Source organism: Marinomonas phaeophyticola (assembly GCF_026966905.1).
GTDB lineage: Bacteria > Pseudomonadota > Gammaproteobacteria > Pseudomonadales > Marinomonadaceae > Marinomonas > Marinomonas phaeophyticola.
The window spans coordinates 14,509-34,084 of sequence record NZ_JAPUBN010000018.1; the positions used below are offsets into that span (position 1 = coordinate 14,509).

Consider the following 19,576-nt stretch of genomic DNA (forward strand, 5'->3'; position numbering starts at 1 on the left):
TATAACCAATGTCAGATTACCATATGATAGGGAGCAAAATGTGGATAAATCGGACGCAGGATTGTACAAAATCGAACCATGTTTGACAAGTAAAAAGCTGAATGATGTAGGATTTTTCATCTATGGGTTGACCAAAAGCCTTCACTTACCTAGCATGAGTCAACCTACGGGTCAGCTTGAGACTATTTTAATTTCGGAAATTGCATGCAATCCAACCCTATTCATAATGTTGTGGCTAATGAATTTGCCAACGTAAACTCACATATAATGTCGCAATTAAAAAGTGACATTCCCCTTATCGAGCAAATCGGCTATTACATTATCAGTAATGGCGGAAAGCGCTTAAGGCCGCTTATGGTGCTGTTATCAGCAAGAGCATGCGGCTATAAAGAAGAATCCGAGGAGTTAATAGAAGAGAGCAATATGGTTCGCCTTGCGACCATTATTGAGTTCATTCACACGGCTACCCTGTTACACGATGATGTGGTTGACGAGTCTGACATGAGGCGCGGCAAAAAAACTGCAAATGAGGAGTGGGGCAATGCACCGAGCGTTTTAGTAGGAGATTTCCTATACTCTCGTGCGTTTCAAATTATGGTTGAAGTAGGCAGTATGCGCTGTATGCAGATTTTGTCAGAGACCACCAACATAATATCTGAAGGCGAAGTGCAGCAGCTAATAAACTGTGGTGATCCAGATACAACGGAAGAAAGTTACTTAAAAGTCATTCAGTACAAAACGGCCAAGCTTTTTGAAGGCGCCGCTCTTTGTGGATCGGTCATAGCTAAGGCCAGTGAGCAGCAAAATCAAGCAATGGCAAAATACGGAATGCATGTCGGCACAGCCTTTCAGCTCATTGATGATGTGATGGATTATACCAGTACAGCAGAAGAAATGGGGAAAAGTGTGGGGGACGACCTTGCTGAAGGCAAACCAACATTGCCATTAATTTATACTATGAAATACGGTTCTGATGAAGCCAAACAACGTGTAAGAGAAGCTATCATAAATGGTGGCTTGGACAACATAGAGCAAATAATGCACGATGTTTCTGAATGTGGGGCCATCAACTACACCCAAGAGAAAGCGGAAGAACAAGCCAAACTGGCCTGTAGCGCTATCTCAAGTTTACCAAACAGTAGCTATAAAGAGGCTCTGATTGCACTGGCTAACGCATCGGTAAAACGCAAATCCTGACATGGATGGAATACAAATAGGAATGAATTATCAGCATTTCATCCATTGATTAGCCAACGACACAACCTACATAAGCTCAGAGAATGCTATAAGCAAAAGTAATATGACAACCTAGAGACATCATGAAGACAGGCAAAAATTCACACAAGGAGCCATTTTTCTTGGTTTTTTTGGGGCTTTTTATGTGCTAAGTTGGTTTTTTTCCATACAAACATTCATATTAGTAGCTTGAAGCGATATAATCTGGCAAATTTTAAAAACGTAAATTGGACCATAGCGGTGCAAATAAATAAGCGCCATTAAGCTAGGGGAATAGGATTACAATGACTACAGCTTCATCGTTTGAAAAAGACGAATTATTAAAGTGCGGTTACGGAGAAATGTTTGGCGAAGGTAATGCAAGATTACCAGTTGGCAACATGCTTATGATGGATCGCATTACCAAAATTACTGCTGAAGGCGGTGAACATGGAAAAGGAGAAATTATCGCAGAACTTGATATCACTCCAGATCTTTGGTTCTTTGATTGTCATTTTCCAAGCGACCCCGTTATGCCTGGCTGCCTAGGCCTAGATGCAATGTGGCAATTAGTTGGCTTTTTCCTTGGCTGGAAAGGCAACAAAGGTAGAGGTCGTGCTTTAGGGTGCGGAGAAGTGAAATTTACAGGTCAAATTCTTCCAACCGCAAAAAAAGTAACTTTTAATATTCAGCTAAAACGCGTCATTGAACGCAAATTGGTTATGGGTATTGCTGACGGAACGGTTGCTGTTGATGGTCGTGTGATTTATACCGCGACTGACTTACGTGTAGGTTTATTTACCTCAACTGAAAACTTCTAAAAAGATTAAGAATAGAGAGGCACTTTCTATGCGTCGCGTAGTTGTAACTGGTCTTGGTATTGTGAGCTGTCTTGGTAACGACAAGAGCAGCGTCCTAAATTCACTATTGGAAGGCAAATCTGGTATTCGCTTTGCTGATGACTATAAAGAAATGGGCTTTCGCAGCCATGTTTGTGGTCGTATCGATTTAGAGTCTGACGACTTAATTGATCGTAAAACACGTCGTTTCATGGGGCCTGCAGCAACTTATGCTTATGTTTCTATGCAACAAGCCATTACGGATTCAGGCCTTACTGAAGAACAAGTTTCAAATATCCGAACAGGCTTAATTGCTGGCTCTGGTGGCGCTTCAGCACAAAATTTAGTTGACTCAGCAGATACATTACGAGCAAAGGGTGTTAAGCGTGTTGGTCCATACCGTGTGACCCAAACCATGGGGAGTACGGTATCAGCGTGTTTAGCCACACCATTTAAAATAAAAGGTGTGAACTATTCCATTACATCAGCTTGTTCTACCAGTGCTCACTGTATCGGTAACGCAATGGAACTCATTCAGCTAGGTAAACAAGACGTTGTTTTTGCTGGCGGCGGCGAAGAAGAAAGCTGGACTCAAACCTGTATGTTTGATGCTATGGGTGCGCTATCTTCTAAGTATAACGACACACCAGAAAAAGCCTCTCGTGCATACGATGCAAACCGAGATGGTTTCGTTATCGCTGGAGGCGGCGGCATGCTAGTGATTGAAGAATTAGAACATGCGAAAGCTCGTGGCGCCAAAATTTACGCGGAGCTTGTTGGATATGGCGCAACTTCTGATGGCTACGATATGGTAGCACCATCAGGAGAAGGTGCTGTTCGCTGCATGAAAATGGCCATGAGTACTGTAGATGGTAAGATTGATTACATCAACACTCATGGAACCAGTACACCTGCAGGTGATATGAAAGAACTACAAGCTGTTAACGAGACTTTTGGTTCTGATATCCCTTTAATCAGCTCCACTAAGTCTTTATCAGGGCACTCTCTGGGTGCAGCAGGTGTTCATGAAGCTATCTATTGCTTGCTAATGATGGAAAACAACTTTATTGCAGCATCAGCAAACGTCGACGATCTTGATCCAGCTGCAGGAGACATACCAGTCGTTGTTACTCGAAAAGACAATGCTGATTTACAGCACATCATGTCAAACAGCTTCGGCTTTGGAGGCACTAACGCCAGCTTGATATTCAAAAAATACCAAGCCTAACCTAAGCACTTATTAAGACATAAAAAAACCCAACTCAATGTTGGGTTTTTTTATGTCTTAAATTTACAGCACTAACATCCGCCATATCAAGAACTGACATCTACCTTCCCACAGGAAGTTTGGCCATTTCTTCTCTCATCCAATTTTGCATCTCTTCATGCAGCTCACCCGTTTTTTTACCTTCAGAAGAAATTTCAGGACCAATAACAACATCAATGACACCTGAATATTTACGCCATGACTTACTTGTCCAAAGATAACCGGCATTATGAACCATAGGTAAGATAGGCGCATTTGCAGAGGTCGCAAGCATGGCAGCCCCTTTATTAAACTCCTTTCTTTCACCTACTTTAACTCGCGTTCCCTCAGGAAAGATCAAAACAGATCGTCCATCTTCAATGCGTTCTTTCCCTTGTCTCAAAATTTGCTTTAAAGCATTACTTTTTTGACTCCGATCAATGGCAATTGGTTGCACCATACGCAAACCCCAACCAAAAAAAGGTACAGAAAGTAACTCTTTCTTTAGTACGGTTGATAACGGGGTCACTAACACCTGCAAAAAATACGTTTCCCATTCACATTGATGATTGGCCACTAAAATCACAGGCTTGCCTTTCACCAAATGCTCTCGCCCTTTTACTCTAACTGTCACTCCACAGAAGATCTTAAATAACGCCAACAAAATAGCGTTATGTACATTCAGCACTAGCTGTCTATTTTTAGGCTTAAACAATAGGGCAATTGGTGGAGATATAACCCCAGACACTATCGTTAACACCACATAACAAATACCAAATAGAATAGAGCCAACAAACCCTCTTAAAGACCGAAGTCCACTCATCTAACTCTCTCCTTTTATTTTCACTCTTTATTTATACTTTGGCTTAATTGCTGAATTAAAGGATTGGCATACATTTTCAACACAGTCTCACGTAAAGGTTCAGGACATAAGGCCATATAGGCATCAAATTCAGGGTCAACCTCCCCTGCGCCTTCCAACATCGACATGGCCGATTTATTCGTAGAATGAATCGCATAATTACCAATAATCTGACGATCAATCTCAGTAACTAGTTCATCCGGTGTATCATAACCATTTGTCAACACATCTCCGAAGGTAACAATTACTTTTCCTTTCTGACCTACAATACCATTCTTAATACTATCAATGTCTTCAAACTCGGCTTTTTCATACTCACCTGTTGTCGACTTTTCCACTAATTCCGCGGCTTTATCTAAAGCACAAGGGTCATATTCATAGGAGATTGAAACCGGAACAATATTCAAATCTTTCATGGCATCAGGAAAAGAAGCCATTTTCTTTTTGCTCATATAAAACATTTTTACAATGGCAGGATCGGTTTTATCTAAGCCATCTTTAGCTCGACCTTCTTTCTGAGCAATCCAAATATTACAACGTTCCTCTGTGATGGAATGGTTTATGTAATTAGAGAGCTGACCAAACGCCGCCATCATCTCCCTCACACCGGCAACAGAACGCTTAACAATAAAGCTTTTATTCAATCTCATTAAGTCTGAAACAAAAGGTCGACGTAATAAATTATCACCAATCGCAACACGCACCGTGTCAAAATCTGATAAATAGAGGCCATAATTAATAAATGCTGGATCCATAGCTATATCACGGTGATTTGATATAAACAGATACCCTTTACCCTTTTCTAATTTATCTACCCCACGATACTCAACACTGGTTGTTGTCGTTTTAATCATACGTTCCATATAACCAGCGATACGTCTCTGGAAATCGTACACATCACTAATATTGGATAGTTGTCTCCTGAGTTGCCACTTCACAGCCATTACTAACGGCTTATGCATAAATTGAGGCCACGAAGGAAAACGAAAACTAATGATTGTATTAATAAAATCAGGGGTGTTTATTAAACGCTCTAATACCTCTACAACTTCGTTATCATTGTAAGGGCGTATATCATGAAACTGATCCATTCAATTTTCCGCTATTTATCAAAAGCCTCACTACAATTAAAATAGCAAGGCTTTGTATTATTTTTATAATGTCGTGATATCAAAACCTAACGTAGCTAGCGTCTCTTTCTGACTCGAAGAACTAATAACTGCAACACTTTCATTTGCAGATGTTAAATAGCGTTTCGCAACACTTTGTAACTGTTCAATTGTGACCGCTAAAATCTGTGCCCTGAATTGCTCTCGCTGTTCTTTAGTTCTACCATGAAGCTGAATAAAGAAATCACCTTGCGCTTCACCAGCAGGAGAGCCTGGTTTATCCATAGACCCAATTACACCTAAAATGGCCTCTTCAAGTGCTTCCTCTGTATGTTCAAATGTCGCTAGCCATTCCAACGATGCATCAAAATCATTCAATGTTTCGGCAAGTCGAGGATCACGATATGAATAAAAGCGGAATGCACCAATGCTTGAGTCAAATGTTGCACCACCGCCATATGCTCCACCTTGTTCACGAATAGCTCTATGTAAGAAGCCATTTCGCAAAAAGCCACCTAATACGGTTAACGGTGCAACATCCGGGTGCATTCCCATCACAGTTCGATAAGATTTGGCACAGAAACTCACTTGTGTAGACGTTAACCAAGCCTGTTTCACTGTTTTATCAACGGCATCTAAGACAAACTTATTCTCAATGGACCCTTTCTCAAGGCAAGACCAAACTTTATCAACCTGCTCCAGCAGTGTTGCTTGCTGCTGCTCTTCTCCAACAATCAGTAGTTGTTTGTTCGCTTTTAACAGTTTGTCATGTATACGAGCAAACACAGTCATTAAATCAATGGCTTTTTGTTCATCAGATTTTAACACATCATCCAAGGCCTTCAGTGACTGGATGCCAGTCATGCCACCCCAAGCCTCTTGCTGATTTGATAAGCCGCATATTCCACTTGATGCAACCGCCATCGCCAAGACATGCCCTTGACCAGTAATAGATTGCTCTCTACGAGATCGACGCTGAGACACTAATTCTTTTAATCTCTCAACCTCATCAAAACGAGGCTGGCAAATACTGTCGCACATTAATTCGCTCATGCCCGCAAAGTTTGATACCAATGCCTTTGAAGATATAACAAAGTACGCGCCTAGTTTTTGACGATCATCAGCTGTCGCTCTTAAGGAAGTGGATGCACCAATGCCACCACAAACTTGAGCCTGACGCTCTTGCATCGCCAAATAATCAAAATCACCGGCCCCCAATTCTGTTAGCGCATAAGAAAATAAAGGTAAGTACTCCGTTTCTTCTTTATCAAGCTCTGGTAAATCAATAACCAATTGTTGATATACCAAGCCATTCGTGCCCTGTGGATAAAAGGTTACTGGCAATGTCTGTTCTAACTGTTCACGAATATAAGTAGGCAATTCAGCAGGTACATCTTCTAACCCAACTTTAGGCAAGATACTCATGTCATCAACCTGTGATTGTCGCACTTTCAACGCCTCACTGCGCTCAATGATTTGCTGTGTTTCTACACCTGATAAGCGGGCTTTAACTTCTGCCAAGCGATCTTTTTCTGCCTGATTACGGCGACCTTCGAGTTCCGTATCAGGTCGTAGCGTCACGGTAACACGATGAGCATTGTCCAAAATCAAGCTTTGAATAAGGTTAGGAATATATTTAGGATCTTGTATACGCTCACGTAAATCAGCAATAACCGGATCTAGATCCAGTTGCGCAATGACATCACCAGAATGCATCGCGGTTGATAAACCACCTAAAATTAATTGCAAACCAAATGGGTAGCTGTCACCACCGATCTCTCTCTGACTTAATTCAAGTTGATGTAGCATTGCCTCAACCATATCTTGAGGCACACCTTCCTCAACAACTTGCGTCAAGGTGTCGATAATTAAGGCTTCCACTTTCTCCGCATCGGTACGGGCAACCCCTTCAAGGCCGCACATAAAGCTCATTTCTTTATTGCTATCCTCTAACCCGCACATTGGAGAAGGTGCATTACCTAGTTTTGAGCCTTCCAATACTCGACGTAATGGGGATGCACTATTATCAAGCAATACGTTGGATAACAATTCAGCTTCAAATTGTTGCGATAAATCCGTACTCTCCCCAAGTAACCAAGCAACCACAACATGACAAGCATCTTCTTTTGCCTCATCAGCCGCGTAAGCTTCCTCTACTCTAACAGGTGAAAAATAACGTTTCGCATTTGGTACAATAATTTTTTTATCTAAACGCTCAAAGCGGCTGAGTACTTTTTCTTCAAATTCTGTCTGCAACTCGATGGCAGATAAATCACCAAACGTCATAAAAACAGCATTCGAAGGATGATAATGCGTTCGATAAAACGCCATCAAGTCATCGTAGGACAAATCAGGGATGTCCGTTGGCTCACCACCGGAATTAAAATGGTAGGTGTTATTTGGACATAAATATTTAGTAATGGTTTGCCATAAGACTGAATTGGTAGAACTCATCGCGCCTTTCATTTCATTAAAGACCACGCCTTTAAAGGTCAAATCAGATTCAGGATTTGTCGGTTCTGCGAATTCAAGACGATGTCCTTCTTGTGAGAAATCCAAAGGATCAAGACGAGAAAAGAAAACAGCATCTAAATACACGTCTAACAGGTTACGAAAGTCCTTTTTATTTTTACTTGCAAAGGGGTAGGCCGTCCAATCCGATGACGTAAATGCGTTCATAAAGGTATTCAGAGAGCGTCGAATCATCATGAAGAAAGGGTCTCGCACAGGAAAGCGCTCAGAACCACACAAAACCGTGTGCTCCAGAATATGTGCAACACCACAGGAATCAGTAGGAACCGTCTTTAATCCAACAAGAAATACATTTTCATCATTCTCAGAGGCTATATGTATATGTTTCGCCCCAGTGACTTTATGTTCGTATTCAAAAACTTCAACATTTAGTGCTTCAATAAATTCACTTCGCACAAAAGAAAATGCCGAATGGTGTTCGGTATTATTTGTCATTCTTTACCTCTATAAATATGGTGTAGTCCGAGTTAGCTAGATCAGACTATGCCTTGCTTTGGCAATAATGTTATGTCTCGATATATAGAAGACAAAGTTAATGAATTATAGCAAACGACGCAGTTTTACTGCACGAACAATGACCACATATACCAAGAAACACCGGCTTATTACATCATTATTAACGTTTTTGATGCTTTTCCCAGTTTTCTAATCTGGCTTTTTCACTTTTCTTAAATAAAACATACACAGCGCCACCACCACCATGGTATTTTTGGGCACTATGAAACGCCAGCACATCGTCTAAATCTCTTAACCATTTATTTAAATAACTTTTCAATGTAGCTTCACTATCCGGAGTTCGATCGCCTCGACCATGCACAATAATAGCGACTCGAATATCATTATTCATACAGTCCTGCACAAACTGATAAACTTGCTGCCGGGCTTGTTCCACTGTACGACGATGTAAGTCTAAACGTGACTCAATGCCATATTTACCTTGTCGCAACCGCTTAAAAACCCCGTCTTGTACACCGTCTTTTTTGTATTGCAAAATATCTAATGCGGCCACCCTTTCGACATAGTCGGCTGTAAGGTGATTCGTATCTTTTACTGGAGCATGAGTCGCGGCTTCTTTCCTTACGGAATAATCAACAGTTGACCCTTTCTTCCCTAAATACATAGCATTGGTTTCTAGCTTTTTAATGCCTTCCACTTCTTGGGAGAATAAAGAGAAATCATCGTCATCAACCACAGAAATTCCTCACTTTCTATTACCACTTTCATGTTCAAAAAATCGCAGAGTATACGCTATGTACACATGTTTTTTTAGCTTATTTGAAGCTTCAACAGCCTGATTATAAAATTAATTTATCGATCAACTGAAGTCACCATTTCAAGAAAAAGTGCATCATCTTGAACGGCTTTACTTACCATCATAGCGCCTTCTAACAAAGAGATTGCTTTAATAGCACTGTAGCGAGCACTGTTCTCAGAATACCCAAGGGACAGATATGCGGTTTTTAACCACACTAAATTACGCTCAAAAAAATGCTTGGTTTCAAGGCGTACTGATTCCGGTAAACTATCACTCTCAGCGCCTAATAAACCACATAAACACATTTGTTTATCGGTAATTAAGGCGTTCTGAAAAAGACCTATAAAGACATCGATAGGGTGTTTCCCAGAAACTTTAATCACATCTGGATCGCCTAAAGCAGATAAAAAGCTATCCGCATAACGACGGGCCAACTCTGCCCCTAAATCCGCCTTAGTTGGAAAATGATAATGCACACTGGCACTCTTGATGCCCACCTCTTTAGCCAATTCACGAAAACTAAAATTACTGTAGCCTCCTTGACGAACTTTATTTTCCGCAATCATTAGTAGCGCTTCTTTTTTGGTCATTATGTCTTTACTCAAATCCAGTTAACTAAATTATCAATCAGTAGATAGATATTGACAAGCAAGAAATTGCACATTAAGGTAACTACCTACCGGAAGATAGATAACCACATTCTCATAACAACTATGACTTAGATGTGTTTAAAATCTTCACTTACTAGAATCAAACGGCGAAAGTCGTTTTATTTACCTCCTAAAAACTATCTATCGATAGATAAAAGAGACCATTATGAAAATATATGATGTTGCTAATTTCCCAAATCCTTTACGCGTTCGTATTGCTTTAGCCGAAAAAAATGCAACGAATAACGTACAGTTTATCCCTGTTGATCTCATGAATGGAGAACATAGAACTGCCGCTTTTATTGCAAAAAACCCAGCGGCAAGTGTACCTGTCTTAGAGCTAGATGATGGTACTTATATTTCTGAGTGCACTGCTATTACAGAATATATTGACCATTTATTTGAAGGGCCATCATTAACAGGCTCCACTGCAAAAGAAAGAGCCGTGATAAATATGTTGCAAAAACGTGCTGAATCTATGGTTTTAGAACCTGTCGGTACCTACTTCCACCACGCGACCGATGGTTTAGGCCCTGCGCTTGAAATCTATCAAAATAAAGAATGGGGCCAGAAACAAAAAGAAATATCATTAAAGGGCCTATCCTATTTTGATACAGTATTAGCGGATAATACCTATCTTGCTGGAGATCACTTTACAATTGCAGATATCACCCTTTATGCAGGGATTGGTTTTGCAGGCTTTGCTAAAATCGACATCCCTGCTGACTTAACTCACATTCATCGCTGGTTATCATTGGTTGCTGAGCGCCCAAGTATCAAGCTATAACCATTTACAAGTATTTAACGATCAGAACCAATAGGAATCAGACATGAAAATTGCCGCAGATTTTTCTAAACGCATCATTGTTCACAGTGAGGCTCTACCATGGAAGGCATCACCAATGAAAGGAGTCGACCGTCGTCCACTTGATCGAGTAGGTGAGGAAGTAGCAAGAGCAACAACGATAGTTCGCTATGCTCCAGGAAGTGCTTTTTCTCCTCATGTCCATACAGGCGGTGAAGAATTTTTCGTATTAGAAGGAACCTTCCAAGATGAACATGGCGATTTTCCTGCTGGTTCCTATATTCGCAACCCACCTCAATCAAGCCATACACCGAGCTCTGAAAAAGGTTGTATGATGCTTGTAAAGCTTTGGCAATTCCAGCCAGAAGACCGCACCCACATCCGTCTTCAAACGAATAAAATGGGCTCGATTGAACTGGCAAATCATACTGGTGTTTCAATCACCCCTCTGTATAAAGACCATATTGAAGACGTCAGCCTACTACATCTCCAGCCTCATACCACCATAGACTGGGATCTTCCGCAAGGCGCAGAACTATTGGTAATAGAAGGCTCACTAACAGAAAACAATGACTTACTGAAAAAGCACAGCTGGTTAAGACTTCCCGTCAATTCAAAGATTAACGCTAAAGCTGGAAATCAAGGCGCGAAAGTATGGCTAAAAACAGGTTATTTAAACGATGTGAACAATCAGATAGCACGATTACAAATAAGTCCTAAATGTGTAAACACATTTCAGGACAAGACAATCATATAAATAAAAAAGTCCCTATTAAAGGGACTTTATCAGCTTAATTAGACATATTTGATTTATGTATGGGCTAGAAAGGGATATCGTCATCAAAGTCATCAAAGTTTGGAGCGGGTTGTGGCGCCGCTTGTGGCTTTGGTGCTGCTGCAGGCTGAGGAGTTGGTGCCGCAGGACGTTGAGCTGGCTGCTGTGGTGCGGCTTGTTGTGGTGCATCACCCCAACTGCCAAAAGACTGTGGTTGTGCTGGTGCTGATTGCTGCGGAGGCTGTTGTGGCGATTGTCCGTATCCGCCTGCGGCTGGTTGACCATAACCTTGATTAGGCTGTTGATTACCGTAGCCACCTTGAGGCTGTGCAGCAGGACGTTGTTGATAACCACCTTGGTTATTGTTGTTATCGTAACCCCCTTGGCCACCTTGATCATTTCGGCCATCTAACAATTGCATTTCGTTGGCAATGATTTCCGTTGTATAACGTTTAACGCCATCTTTTTCCCATTCGCGAGTTCTCAATGAACCTTCTACGTAAACTTTGGAACCTTTCTTGATAAAATCTCCAGCAATCTGTCCTAAGCGAAAATTACCACGATCCATAAAAGAAACACGATGCCACTCTGTACGTTCTTGCATCTGACCGGTTTGCTTGTCTCTCCAGCTTTCAGAAGTCGCTAAACTTACATTAGCAACTGCACCACCATTCGGCATAAAGCGTACTTCTGCATCATTACCAGCGTTACCTATTAAGATAACTTTATTTATTCCACGTGCCATGACGTTCTCCGATTCTGTCTATTTATGTTCTTTAAAGCGTTACTTGCGGTACAACACGCAGCAAACCATCTCTATCTAGTTGTTTCTTATTAATTTTTAAATACGCTGTTTGTTCATCTTCAAATAATTGCATATCTTCCACTCCCTGGATTGTCATTAATCTTGATGATAACTCTTTTATATCATGTTGACTTAAGCCGCCGAGACTAAAAGCCAAGCTGGTTAACTGAGGTGGTGCAGGTTGACGTAAAAAAAGCAAGGCCCAAATAAATAACCCCCCCCACAGTAATAAATAAGGTTTCTATGGACGTATTCTGTAATAGCCAACCACCGCCTACACCACCAATAAAAGCACCGAAAAACTGATGAGTAGAAAACGCCCCCATTGCGGTACCACGATAGCCTACAGGAGCTAATTTACTCACAACGGAAGGTAAGGTCGCTTCTAATGTATTAAAAGCAACAAAGTAAGCCCAGAGCAATACAGCAAACAGCCAGAGGCTCTGTACAACACCCATAAATACCGTTGAAACCGATAACAGCAGCATTACGCTGGTCATGACTTGTTTCATTTTACCTTTTGCTTCCGCAATAATGACTAATGGTATCATACCAACAAAGGCCAATCCCATGACAAATAAGTAAAGCCAACTATGATTGACTATTGCAAAATCAAACTGGTTTACCAACAAACTAGGAATACAAACAAATAACGCGGTTAAGCTAGCATGCAATAGTAGCACACTGATATTTAGCGAACGTAAATGTTCATTTTGAAGGACACTCCGTAAGGCCGATAAACTTGGTGTCGTATCTCTCCTAAAAGTATGTTGTTTAACACTCGGTACCATCCAAACAATCAAACAAATGCCGATCAAGGAAGAAATAAAAGACAGATAAAATAAGCCAGATAAACCAACAAGCGAATATAGCCAAGGACCTAATACCAAAGACAACATAAAAGAGACACCAATGCTAATCCCAACCGTTGCCATAGCTTTGGTTCTATTTTGCTCTCGTGTAACGTCGCTCAACAATGCCATTAATGTGCTAGCAATCGCTCCCGCACCTTGTACGGCACGACCAATAATTAAATTTATAATGTCATCTGCATTCGCACAAATAACACTGCCCAAAGCAAATAAAATAAGACCAATGACAATAATACGTTTACGTCCCACTTTGTCTGACAACATCCCCATAGGAATTTGAAACAAAGCTTGCGTTAACCCATAAATACCAATTGCTGTCCCAATTAACGCAGCACTGGAACCGTTTAAATCAACCGCTGAAAGGCTGATGACAGGCATAATAAGGAACAGTCCCAGCATACGAAATAAATAAACCGAAGCTAAAGCAACAACTGAACGACGCTCAAATGCATCCATAAAAAGGTTATAACCGCGCAAATTTAAAAATGAAAAGTTTATAAAATGGTATTTTACAAAAAATAGCGTTGAAGCTCTATCTTAACTACTGTAAAAATAGACAGTTATTTTAACAAATACGTATAATGATTTTTTGTTTTACTACAGGGCCGGAGACAAATGGATAATATCACCATTCGAGGGGCACGTACCCATAACCTCAAAAATATCGACCTAGATATCCCAAGAGACAAGTTAATTGTCATTACTGGGTTATCTGGCTCAGGAAAATCGTCTTTAGCCTTTGATACTCTCTATGCCGAAGGACAAAGACGTTATGTGGAATCACTTTCAACCTATGCTCGTCAATTTTTATCCATGATGGAAAAACCAGACATTGATCATATTGAAGGCTTGTCTCCCGCTATTTCTATAGAGCAAAAATCTACATCTCATAATCCTAGATCTACCGTTGGTACTATTACCGAGATCTATGACTACTTACGTCTTCTTTTCGCTCGTGCAGGACAGCCTCGTTGTCCTGATCATGGAGAGCCTTTAGAAGCGCAGACGATTTCTCAAATGGTCGATAAAGTTCTTTCTCTGCCGACTGAAACAAAAATGATGCTATTAGCCCCTGTAGTGAAGGACCGGAAAGGCGAGCACCTACACACCATTAGCGATCTTTTATCTAAAGGATTTATACGTGCTCGCATTGACGGTTTAGTTGTTGACCTAGATGATGCGCCTACGCTAGAAAAAAACAAAAAACACACTATTGAAGTGGTTATTGACCGATTCAAAGTCAGAGACGATTTACAATTACGACTGGCCGAATCTTTTGAAACCTGCTTAGCACTTTCAGATGGCATCGCTAAAGTCATTAATATGGACGCTCCAGATGAAATCCATATTTTTTCCAGTAAATTTGCGTGCCCTGTCTGTGGCTATAGTATTACCGAGCTGGAACCCAGATTGTTTTCATTTAATAATCCTAACGGCGCTTGTCCGACTTGTGATGGTTTAGGTACGCACCAACTGTTTGATTCAAGTTTAATTGTCGTTGATGACACATTAACACTTGCAGAAGGGGCAATTCGAGGCTGGGGAAGGCGTAGCATCTTCTATTTCCAACAGCTACAAGCACTAGCAACACACTATGGGTTTGATATTGAGCTCCCTTTCAAAGACATCCCAGACAACCACAAAAATCATATTCTAAACGGATCAGGTAAAGACAAAATATCCTTTGTTTATATCAATGAACGTGGAGATAAAATGACTCGCTCCCATGCATTCGAGGGAGTAATTCCTAATTTGCAACGTCGCTATCATGAAACCGAGTCAGACTCCGTTCGTGATGATTTATCACAATACATAAGTGTTCAAGCTTGCCCCGAATGTGATGGTGCACGACTAAATAAAGCCGCTCGAAACGTCTTTATTGAAGAGCTTACTATTCCTGAAATTACGGCAAAACCTATTGCTGATTGTTTAGACTATTTTAGCGCCCTTTCACTACCTGGAGCTAAGGGCGAAATCGCCTCAAAAATACTAAAGGAAATTAGAGATCGCCTAACCTTTTTAGCTAATGTTGGGCTAGAATATCTCACCCTTAATCGTAAAGCAGACTCATTATCAGGTGGTGAAGCTCAACGCATTCGCCTTGCAAGTCAAATAGGTGCAGGGCTAGTTGGTGTAATGTACATACTGGATGAGCCTTCTATTGGATTACATCAAAGAGATAATGAACGATTGATCTCAACATTGACCCGACTAAGAGACCTCGGCAATACAGTTATCGTTGTAGAACATGATGAAGATGCGATTCGAGTAGCGGATTTTGTTGTCGATATTGGTCCAGGAGCCGGTGTTCACGGTGGACAAGTGATTGCGAGTGGTACACCTGAAGACGTCATGAACAACCCTAACTCCATTACCGGCCAATTTTTGAATGGTACTCGTCGAATAGAATTACCAGATAAGAGAATAATGGCTAAGGATGGTCTACATTTGTCGCTTTATGGGGCTTGTGGGAATAATTTAAATGACGTTGATCTACATATACCAATTGGTGTCATGACCTGTGTTACAGGTGTCTCTGGCTCAGGAAAATCAACTCTAATCAACAGCACATTGTACCCATTAGCTGCCACAGCACTTAATAATGCTACAACTTTAAAAGCATCACCATATGACAGAATTGAAGGTTTTGAACATTTTGATAAGTGTGTTGATATCGATCAAAGTCCAATAGGTAGAACACCAAGATCAAACCCAGCAACCTACACAGGCATATTCACTCCAATGAGAGAGCTGTTTTCAGCGACTCAAGAAGCAAGATCTCGTGGTTATAAGCCAGGTCGATTCAGTTTCAATGTGAAAGGCGGACGTTGTGAAGCATGTCAAGGTGATGGAGTTATTAAAGTAGAAATGCACTTTTTACCCGATGTTTATGTTCCATGTGATGTATGTAAAGGTAAACGCTACAACCGTGAAACATTAGAGATACAATATAAAGGAAAGAACATTCATGACTGTCTTGAAATGACAATTGAAGACGCCAGAGAGTTTTTTGATCCAGTACCATCTATAGCTCGCAAACTTCAGACATTAATGGACGTAGGCCTAGGTTATATCCGATTGGGGCAGTCTGCAACGACATTGTCTGGTGGTGAGGCTCAGCGCGTGAAACTATCGAAAGAGCTGTCTAAAAGAGATACAGGACAAACTCTCTATATATTAGATGAACCTACGACAGGTTTACACTTTGCCGATATTGAACAACTACTAAAAGTATTGCATAGATTGCGAGATCACGGAAATACAGTTGTCGTAATAGAACATAATCTCGATGTCATTAAAACAGCAGATTGGATTATTGACTTAGGCCCAGAGGGCGGCAGTGGCGGTGGCTATATCCTAGCGCAAGGTACGCCTGAAGAAATTGCAGAAGTCGAGACGTCACATACCGCGAGATTCTTAAAGCCTTTATTAAACAAAGTGTAAGGTAAATGCTAGCATAATTAAAACCTAAATGGACTGGAAGTAACCCCATAAAGTGGAACGCCACATTGTACTGTTTAGGTTTTTTAATGTAACTACCAAACTTTAGACATAAAAAAACCAGACATAAAGTCTGGTTTTTTTATAAGACTTTGCTTATTCAGCAGCATCTTCAACGTCAGCAACAGGTCTATCGACCAATTCAACGTAAGCCATAGGGGCATTATCACCAGCACGGAAGCCACATTTAAGAATGCGAACATAACCACCTGGGCGAGCTTGGTAACGAGGACCAAGTTCAGTGAATAATTTACCAACAGCATCTTTGCTACGAGTACGAGCAAAAGCTAAACGACGATTCGCTACGGAATCATTTTTAGCCAATGTGATCAATGGCTCAGCAACGCGACGAAGTTCTTTGGCTTTCGGCAACGTAGTTTTAATAACTTCGTGCTCGAATAAAGAAGCAGCCATATTTTTGAACATCGCTTTACGATGCGAGCTAGTACGGTTTAAGTGACGTCCACTCTTACGATGACGCATTATAAATTCCTTACCAAACTACGGTGGTCAGGGAACAATGACCTAGCGAGCTAGTACCTTGCTATCGTCTTTCAAACTAGCTGGAGGCCAGTTTTCCAAACGCATTCCCAAAGACAAACCACGCTGTGCTAAAACATCTTTGATTTCAGTTAACGACTTTTTACCTAAGTTAGGCGTCTTAAGAAGCTCAACTTCAGTACGTTGTATCAAATCACCGATGTAATAAATGTTCTCTGCTTTTAAACAGTTAGCACTTCGAACGGTCAATTCAAGATCATCAACCGGGCGTAGCAAAATTGGATCGATTTCATCCTCTTCTTCCACAACAGGCGCTTCGCTTTCGCTTTCAAGGGCGACAAACACAGCAATTTGTTGTTGCAGAATAGTAGCTGCACGTCGAATCGCTTCTTCAGGGTCAATAGTACCGTTAGATTCAATGTCTAGGACAAGTTTATCTAGGTCAGTACGTTGCTCTACACGAGCATTTTCAACACTGTAAGCTACTCTTCGTACAGGGCTGAATGAAGCATCCAGCTGCAAGCGACCGATAGGACGAGTCTCATCATCACTTGCAATACGAGCATCAGCAGGCTCATAACCACGACCACGTGCAACTCGGATCTGCATATTAAGCTCTGCAGACTCATCCAAATGTGCAATTATATGGTCAGGGTTAGCGATCTCAGCGTCAGTTACTAACTGAATATCTCCAGCAGTAACAACACAAGGACCTTTTTTACTTAAAGTAAGAGTTGCTTCATCTTGCCCGTGTAGAGCGATTGCAACTCCTTTAAGGTTAAGAAGAATTTCAATTACGTCTTCTTTCACCCCTTCAATTGCGCTGTATTCATGCAATACACCGTCGATTTCAACTTCAACAATCGCACAACCAGGCATTGAAGACAATAGTATACGACGCAAAGCATTACCTAAAGTATGTCCAAAACCACGTTCTAGTGGTTGCAGAGTAACTTTAGCGCGTGTTTTGCCCAACTCTTGCACTTCAATGTTGCGTGGGGTTAACAATTCGCTCACTGAACGCTGCATAGATCCACCTATTTCTTCTCCCAACTGCTCAACCTTACTTAGAGTAAAGCTCAACAATTAGGTTCTCATTAATTTCAGCTGACAAATCGCCACGCTCAGGAACTGATTTATAAACTGCTTCCAATTTAGTAGAGTCAGTTTCAATCCAATGAACAGCTGTACGATTCTTAGCAAGTTCAAGTGCATTTTGTACACGAAGTTGCTTCTTAGCTTTTTCACGAATAGATACAACGTCACCAGATTTAACTTGGTAAGACGCGATATTAACTGTTGCACCGTTGACCAGAACACCTTTATGTCCGACCAATTGACGAGCTTCAGCACGTGTAGAGCCAAAACCAGCGCGGTAAACAACATTATCCAAGCGAGACTCAAGAAGTTGTAACAAGTTTTCACCTGTAGCACCCTTCAAGCGAGCAGCACTTTTATAATAATTACGGAACTGTTTTTCAAGAATGCCGTATGTACGACGAACTTTCTGTTTTTCACGTAACTGCAAACCATAATCAGACAAACGACCACGGCGTGCGCCATGAACACCTGGAGCTGCTTCTAATTTACATTTTGATTCTAGAGCACGTGAGCCGCTCTTTAATTGCAAGTCCGTACCTTCACGACGAGACAACTTACAAGTTGGACCTATATAACGAGCCATGTATCTGTCTCCTCAATTAAACGCGACGTTTCTTAGGTGGACGACAACCATTGTGTGGTATCGGCGTCACATCTGTAATGTTATTGATACGCAATCCTAATGCATTCAATGCACGAACTGCGGACTCACGACCAGGGCCAGGACCCTTAATCATAACGTCTACGTTTTTTAAACCAAATTCTTGAGCAACAGCACCGGCACGTTCGGCAGCAACTTGAGCTGCGAAAGGCGTACTTTTACGAGATCCGCGAAAACCAGAACCACCTGCAGTAGCCCAAGACAAAGCATTGCCTTGGCGATCGGTGATAGTCACAATAGTGTTGTTAAAAGACGCGTGTACATGAGCAACACCGTCAACAACTGACTTTTTGACTTTTTCTTGGTATTGCGCGTAGCTGGCTTAGCCATATTGCACTTTTCCTATTTTAAATGCTCAGCTCTAGCGACATTGTGGCTAGAGCGAAACGCGTTTATATTACTTACGAATAGGCTTACGAGGGCCTTTACGTGTACGAGCGTTCGTTTTGGTACGTTGACCACGAACAGGTAGGCTGCGGCGGTGACGAATACCGCGATGACAACCCATATCCATCAGACGTTTGATAGACATGCTTAGTTCACGTCGAAGATCACCTTCAACCGTGTACTTACCAACTTCTCCGCGTAATTGGTCAAGAACTTCATCGCTCAATGAACCAATTTTTGCTGTCTCCTGAACCCCAGTAGTCGCACAAATTGCGCGTGAACGGGTGCGACCGATTCCGAAGATGTAAGTCAGAGAAATGACCGCATGTTTATTGTCAGGAATATTGACACCGGCTATACGGGCCATTCACTTTACTCCGTTGTTAGGGTGATACATATCACCACTTTGCTTTCATTAGGGCGGCGATTATGCCGTCTTTCAGACGAAAAATCAACCACC

18 protein-coding genes and 1 pseudogene are annotated in these 19,576 nt (G+C 41.4%); 6 read left to right on the top strand and 13 right to left on the bottom strand.

All coding sequences use genetic code 11. The features are described 5' to 3' along the window. The first annotated feature begins 204 nt into the window (after window positions 1-204). The 3 genes from ispB (at window position 205) to fabB (ending at window position 3,282) form a co-directional block, all read left to right on the top strand. Window positions 205-1,197, top strand: coding sequence for an octaprenyl diphosphate synthase (ispB, locus tag O1D97_RS12865; RefSeq protein WP_269126143.1), 993 nt, complete (start codon window positions 205-207; stop codon window positions 1,195-1,197). Between the two features lie 323 nt (window positions 1,198-1,520). Continuing rightward, window positions 1,521-2,036, top strand: coding sequence for a bifunctional 3-hydroxydecanoyl-ACP dehydratase/trans-2-decenoyl-ACP isomerase (fabA, locus tag O1D97_RS12870; RefSeq protein ID WP_269126145.1), 516 nt, complete (start codon window positions 1,521-1,523; stop codon window positions 2,034-2,036). Between the two features lie 28 nt (window positions 2,037-2,064). Then, entirely contained in the window at window positions 2,065-3,282 is a 1,218-nt protein-coding gene (gene fabB / locus O1D97_RS12875; RefSeq protein ID WP_269126147.1) for a beta-ketoacyl-ACP synthase I, read from the top strand. A 100-nt stretch (window positions 3,283-3,382) separates the two neighbouring features. On the opposite strand, the gene O1D97_RS12880 is transcribed toward fabB, so the two are convergent. The 5 genes from O1D97_RS12880 to O1D97_RS12900 form a co-directional block, all read right to left on the bottom strand. After that, the gene (locus O1D97_RS12880) at window positions 3,383-4,123 is read right to left on the bottom strand and encodes a lysophospholipid acyltransferase family protein (RefSeq protein WP_269126148.1); all 741 of its coding nucleotides are present in this window, start codon (window positions 4,121-4,123) and stop codon (window positions 3,383-3,385) included. A gap of 20 nt (window positions 4,124-4,143) precedes the next feature. Next, window positions 4,144-5,253 carry a 1-acyl-sn-glycerol-3-phosphate acyltransferase gene (locus O1D97_RS12885; RefSeq protein WP_269126149.1) on the bottom strand — a complete coding sequence of 370 codons (1,110 nt, stop codon included), beginning with the start codon at window positions 5,251-5,253 and terminating at the stop codon, window positions 4,144-4,146. 63 nt (window positions 5,254-5,316) lie between these two features. Next, on the bottom strand, window positions 5,317-8,238 hold the full coding sequence (locus O1D97_RS12890) for an insulinase family protein (RefSeq protein WP_269126151.1): 2,922 nt from the start codon (window positions 8,236-8,238) through the stop codon (window positions 5,317-5,319). Window positions 8,239-8,419: 181 nt separating this feature from the next. Then, entirely contained in the window at window positions 8,420-8,995 is a 576-nt protein-coding gene (gene smrA, locus O1D97_RS12895; RefSeq protein ID WP_269126153.1) for a DNA endonuclease SmrA, read from the bottom strand. Between the two features lie 116 nt (window positions 8,996-9,111). After that, window positions 9,112-9,648, bottom strand: coding sequence for a TetR/AcrR family transcriptional regulator (locus tag O1D97_RS12900; protein WP_269126155.1), 537 nt, complete (start codon window positions 9,646-9,648; stop codon window positions 9,112-9,114). Window positions 9,649-9,874: 226 nt separating this feature from the next. Here O1D97_RS12900 and O1D97_RS12905 point away from each other — a divergent pair, with 226 nt between their 5' ends. Beyond that, window positions 9,875-10,495 (top strand): glutathione S-transferase family protein, encoded by a 621-nt coding sequence (locus O1D97_RS12905; protein WP_269126157.1) that lies wholly within the window; start codon window positions 9,875-9,877, stop codon window positions 10,493-10,495. Window positions 10,496-10,538: 43 nt separating this feature from the next. After that, window positions 10,539-11,270, top strand: coding sequence for a cupin domain-containing protein (locus O1D97_RS12910; protein WP_269126159.1), 732 nt, complete (start codon window positions 10,539-10,541; stop codon window positions 11,268-11,270). Between the two features lie 64 nt (window positions 11,271-11,334). Here O1D97_RS12910 and ssb read toward each other — a convergent pair whose 3' ends face one another. From ssb to O1D97_RS12920, 3 genes are all read right to left on the bottom strand, one after another. Further along, entirely contained in the window at window positions 11,335-12,033 is a 699-nt protein-coding gene (gene ssb / locus O1D97_RS12915) for a single-stranded DNA-binding protein (RefSeq protein WP_269126161.1), read from the bottom strand. A gap of 31 nt (window positions 12,034-12,064) precedes the next feature. Next, a complete protein-coding gene (locus tag O1D97_RS19950) occupies window positions 12,065-12,166 on the bottom strand; it encodes a hypothetical protein (RefSeq protein ID WP_428981125.1) in 102 nt (33 codons plus the stop codon). Between the two features lie 73 nt (window positions 12,167-12,239). After that, window positions 12,240-13,421 (bottom strand): MFS transporter, encoded by a 1,182-nt coding sequence (locus tag O1D97_RS12920; RefSeq protein WP_269126162.1) that lies wholly within the window; start codon window positions 13,419-13,421, stop codon window positions 12,240-12,242. Between the two features lie 159 nt (window positions 13,422-13,580). Between O1D97_RS12920 and uvrA the strand changes: the two genes are divergently transcribed. Beyond that, window positions 13,581-16,409, top strand: a complete 2,829-nt coding sequence (gene uvrA, locus O1D97_RS12925) for an excinuclease ABC subunit UvrA (RefSeq protein ID WP_269126164.1) — start codon at window positions 13,581-13,583, stop codon at window positions 16,407-16,409. A gap of 153 nt (window positions 16,410-16,562) precedes the next feature. On the opposite strand, the gene rplQ is transcribed toward uvrA, so the two are convergent. The 5 genes and pseudogenes from rplQ to rpsM all read right to left on the bottom strand — a co-directional run bounded on the left by rplQ (window position 16,563) and on the right by rpsM (window position 19,483). Beyond that, window positions 16,563-16,949, bottom strand: a complete 387-nt coding sequence (gene rplQ / locus O1D97_RS12930; RefSeq protein ID WP_269126166.1) for a 50S ribosomal protein L17 — start codon at window positions 16,947-16,949, stop codon at window positions 16,563-16,565. A 42-nt stretch (window positions 16,950-16,991) separates the two neighbouring features. Continuing rightward, complete coding sequence (locus O1D97_RS12935; RefSeq protein WP_269126168.1) at window positions 16,992-17,996, bottom strand: DNA-directed RNA polymerase subunit alpha; 1,005 nt, start codon at window positions 17,994-17,996, stop codon at window positions 16,992-16,994. A gap of 34 nt (window positions 17,997-18,030) precedes the next feature. Further along, window positions 18,031-18,651: a 30S ribosomal protein S4 gene (rpsD, locus tag O1D97_RS12940; RefSeq protein WP_191601912.1), complete on the bottom strand. Its 621-nt coding sequence runs from the start codon at window positions 18,649-18,651 to the stop codon at window positions 18,031-18,033. A gap of 16 nt (window positions 18,652-18,667) precedes the next feature. Then, window positions 18,668-19,033 (bottom strand): annotated as a pseudogene (gene rpsK / locus O1D97_RS12945) (30S ribosomal protein S11); the annotation flags it as partial. A gap of 93 nt (window positions 19,034-19,126) precedes the next feature. Continuing rightward, complete coding sequence (gene rpsM, locus O1D97_RS12950) at window positions 19,127-19,483, bottom strand: 30S ribosomal protein S13 (RefSeq protein WP_269126171.1); 357 nt, start codon at window positions 19,481-19,483, stop codon at window positions 19,127-19,129. Window positions 19,484-19,576: the final 93 nt, after the last annotated feature.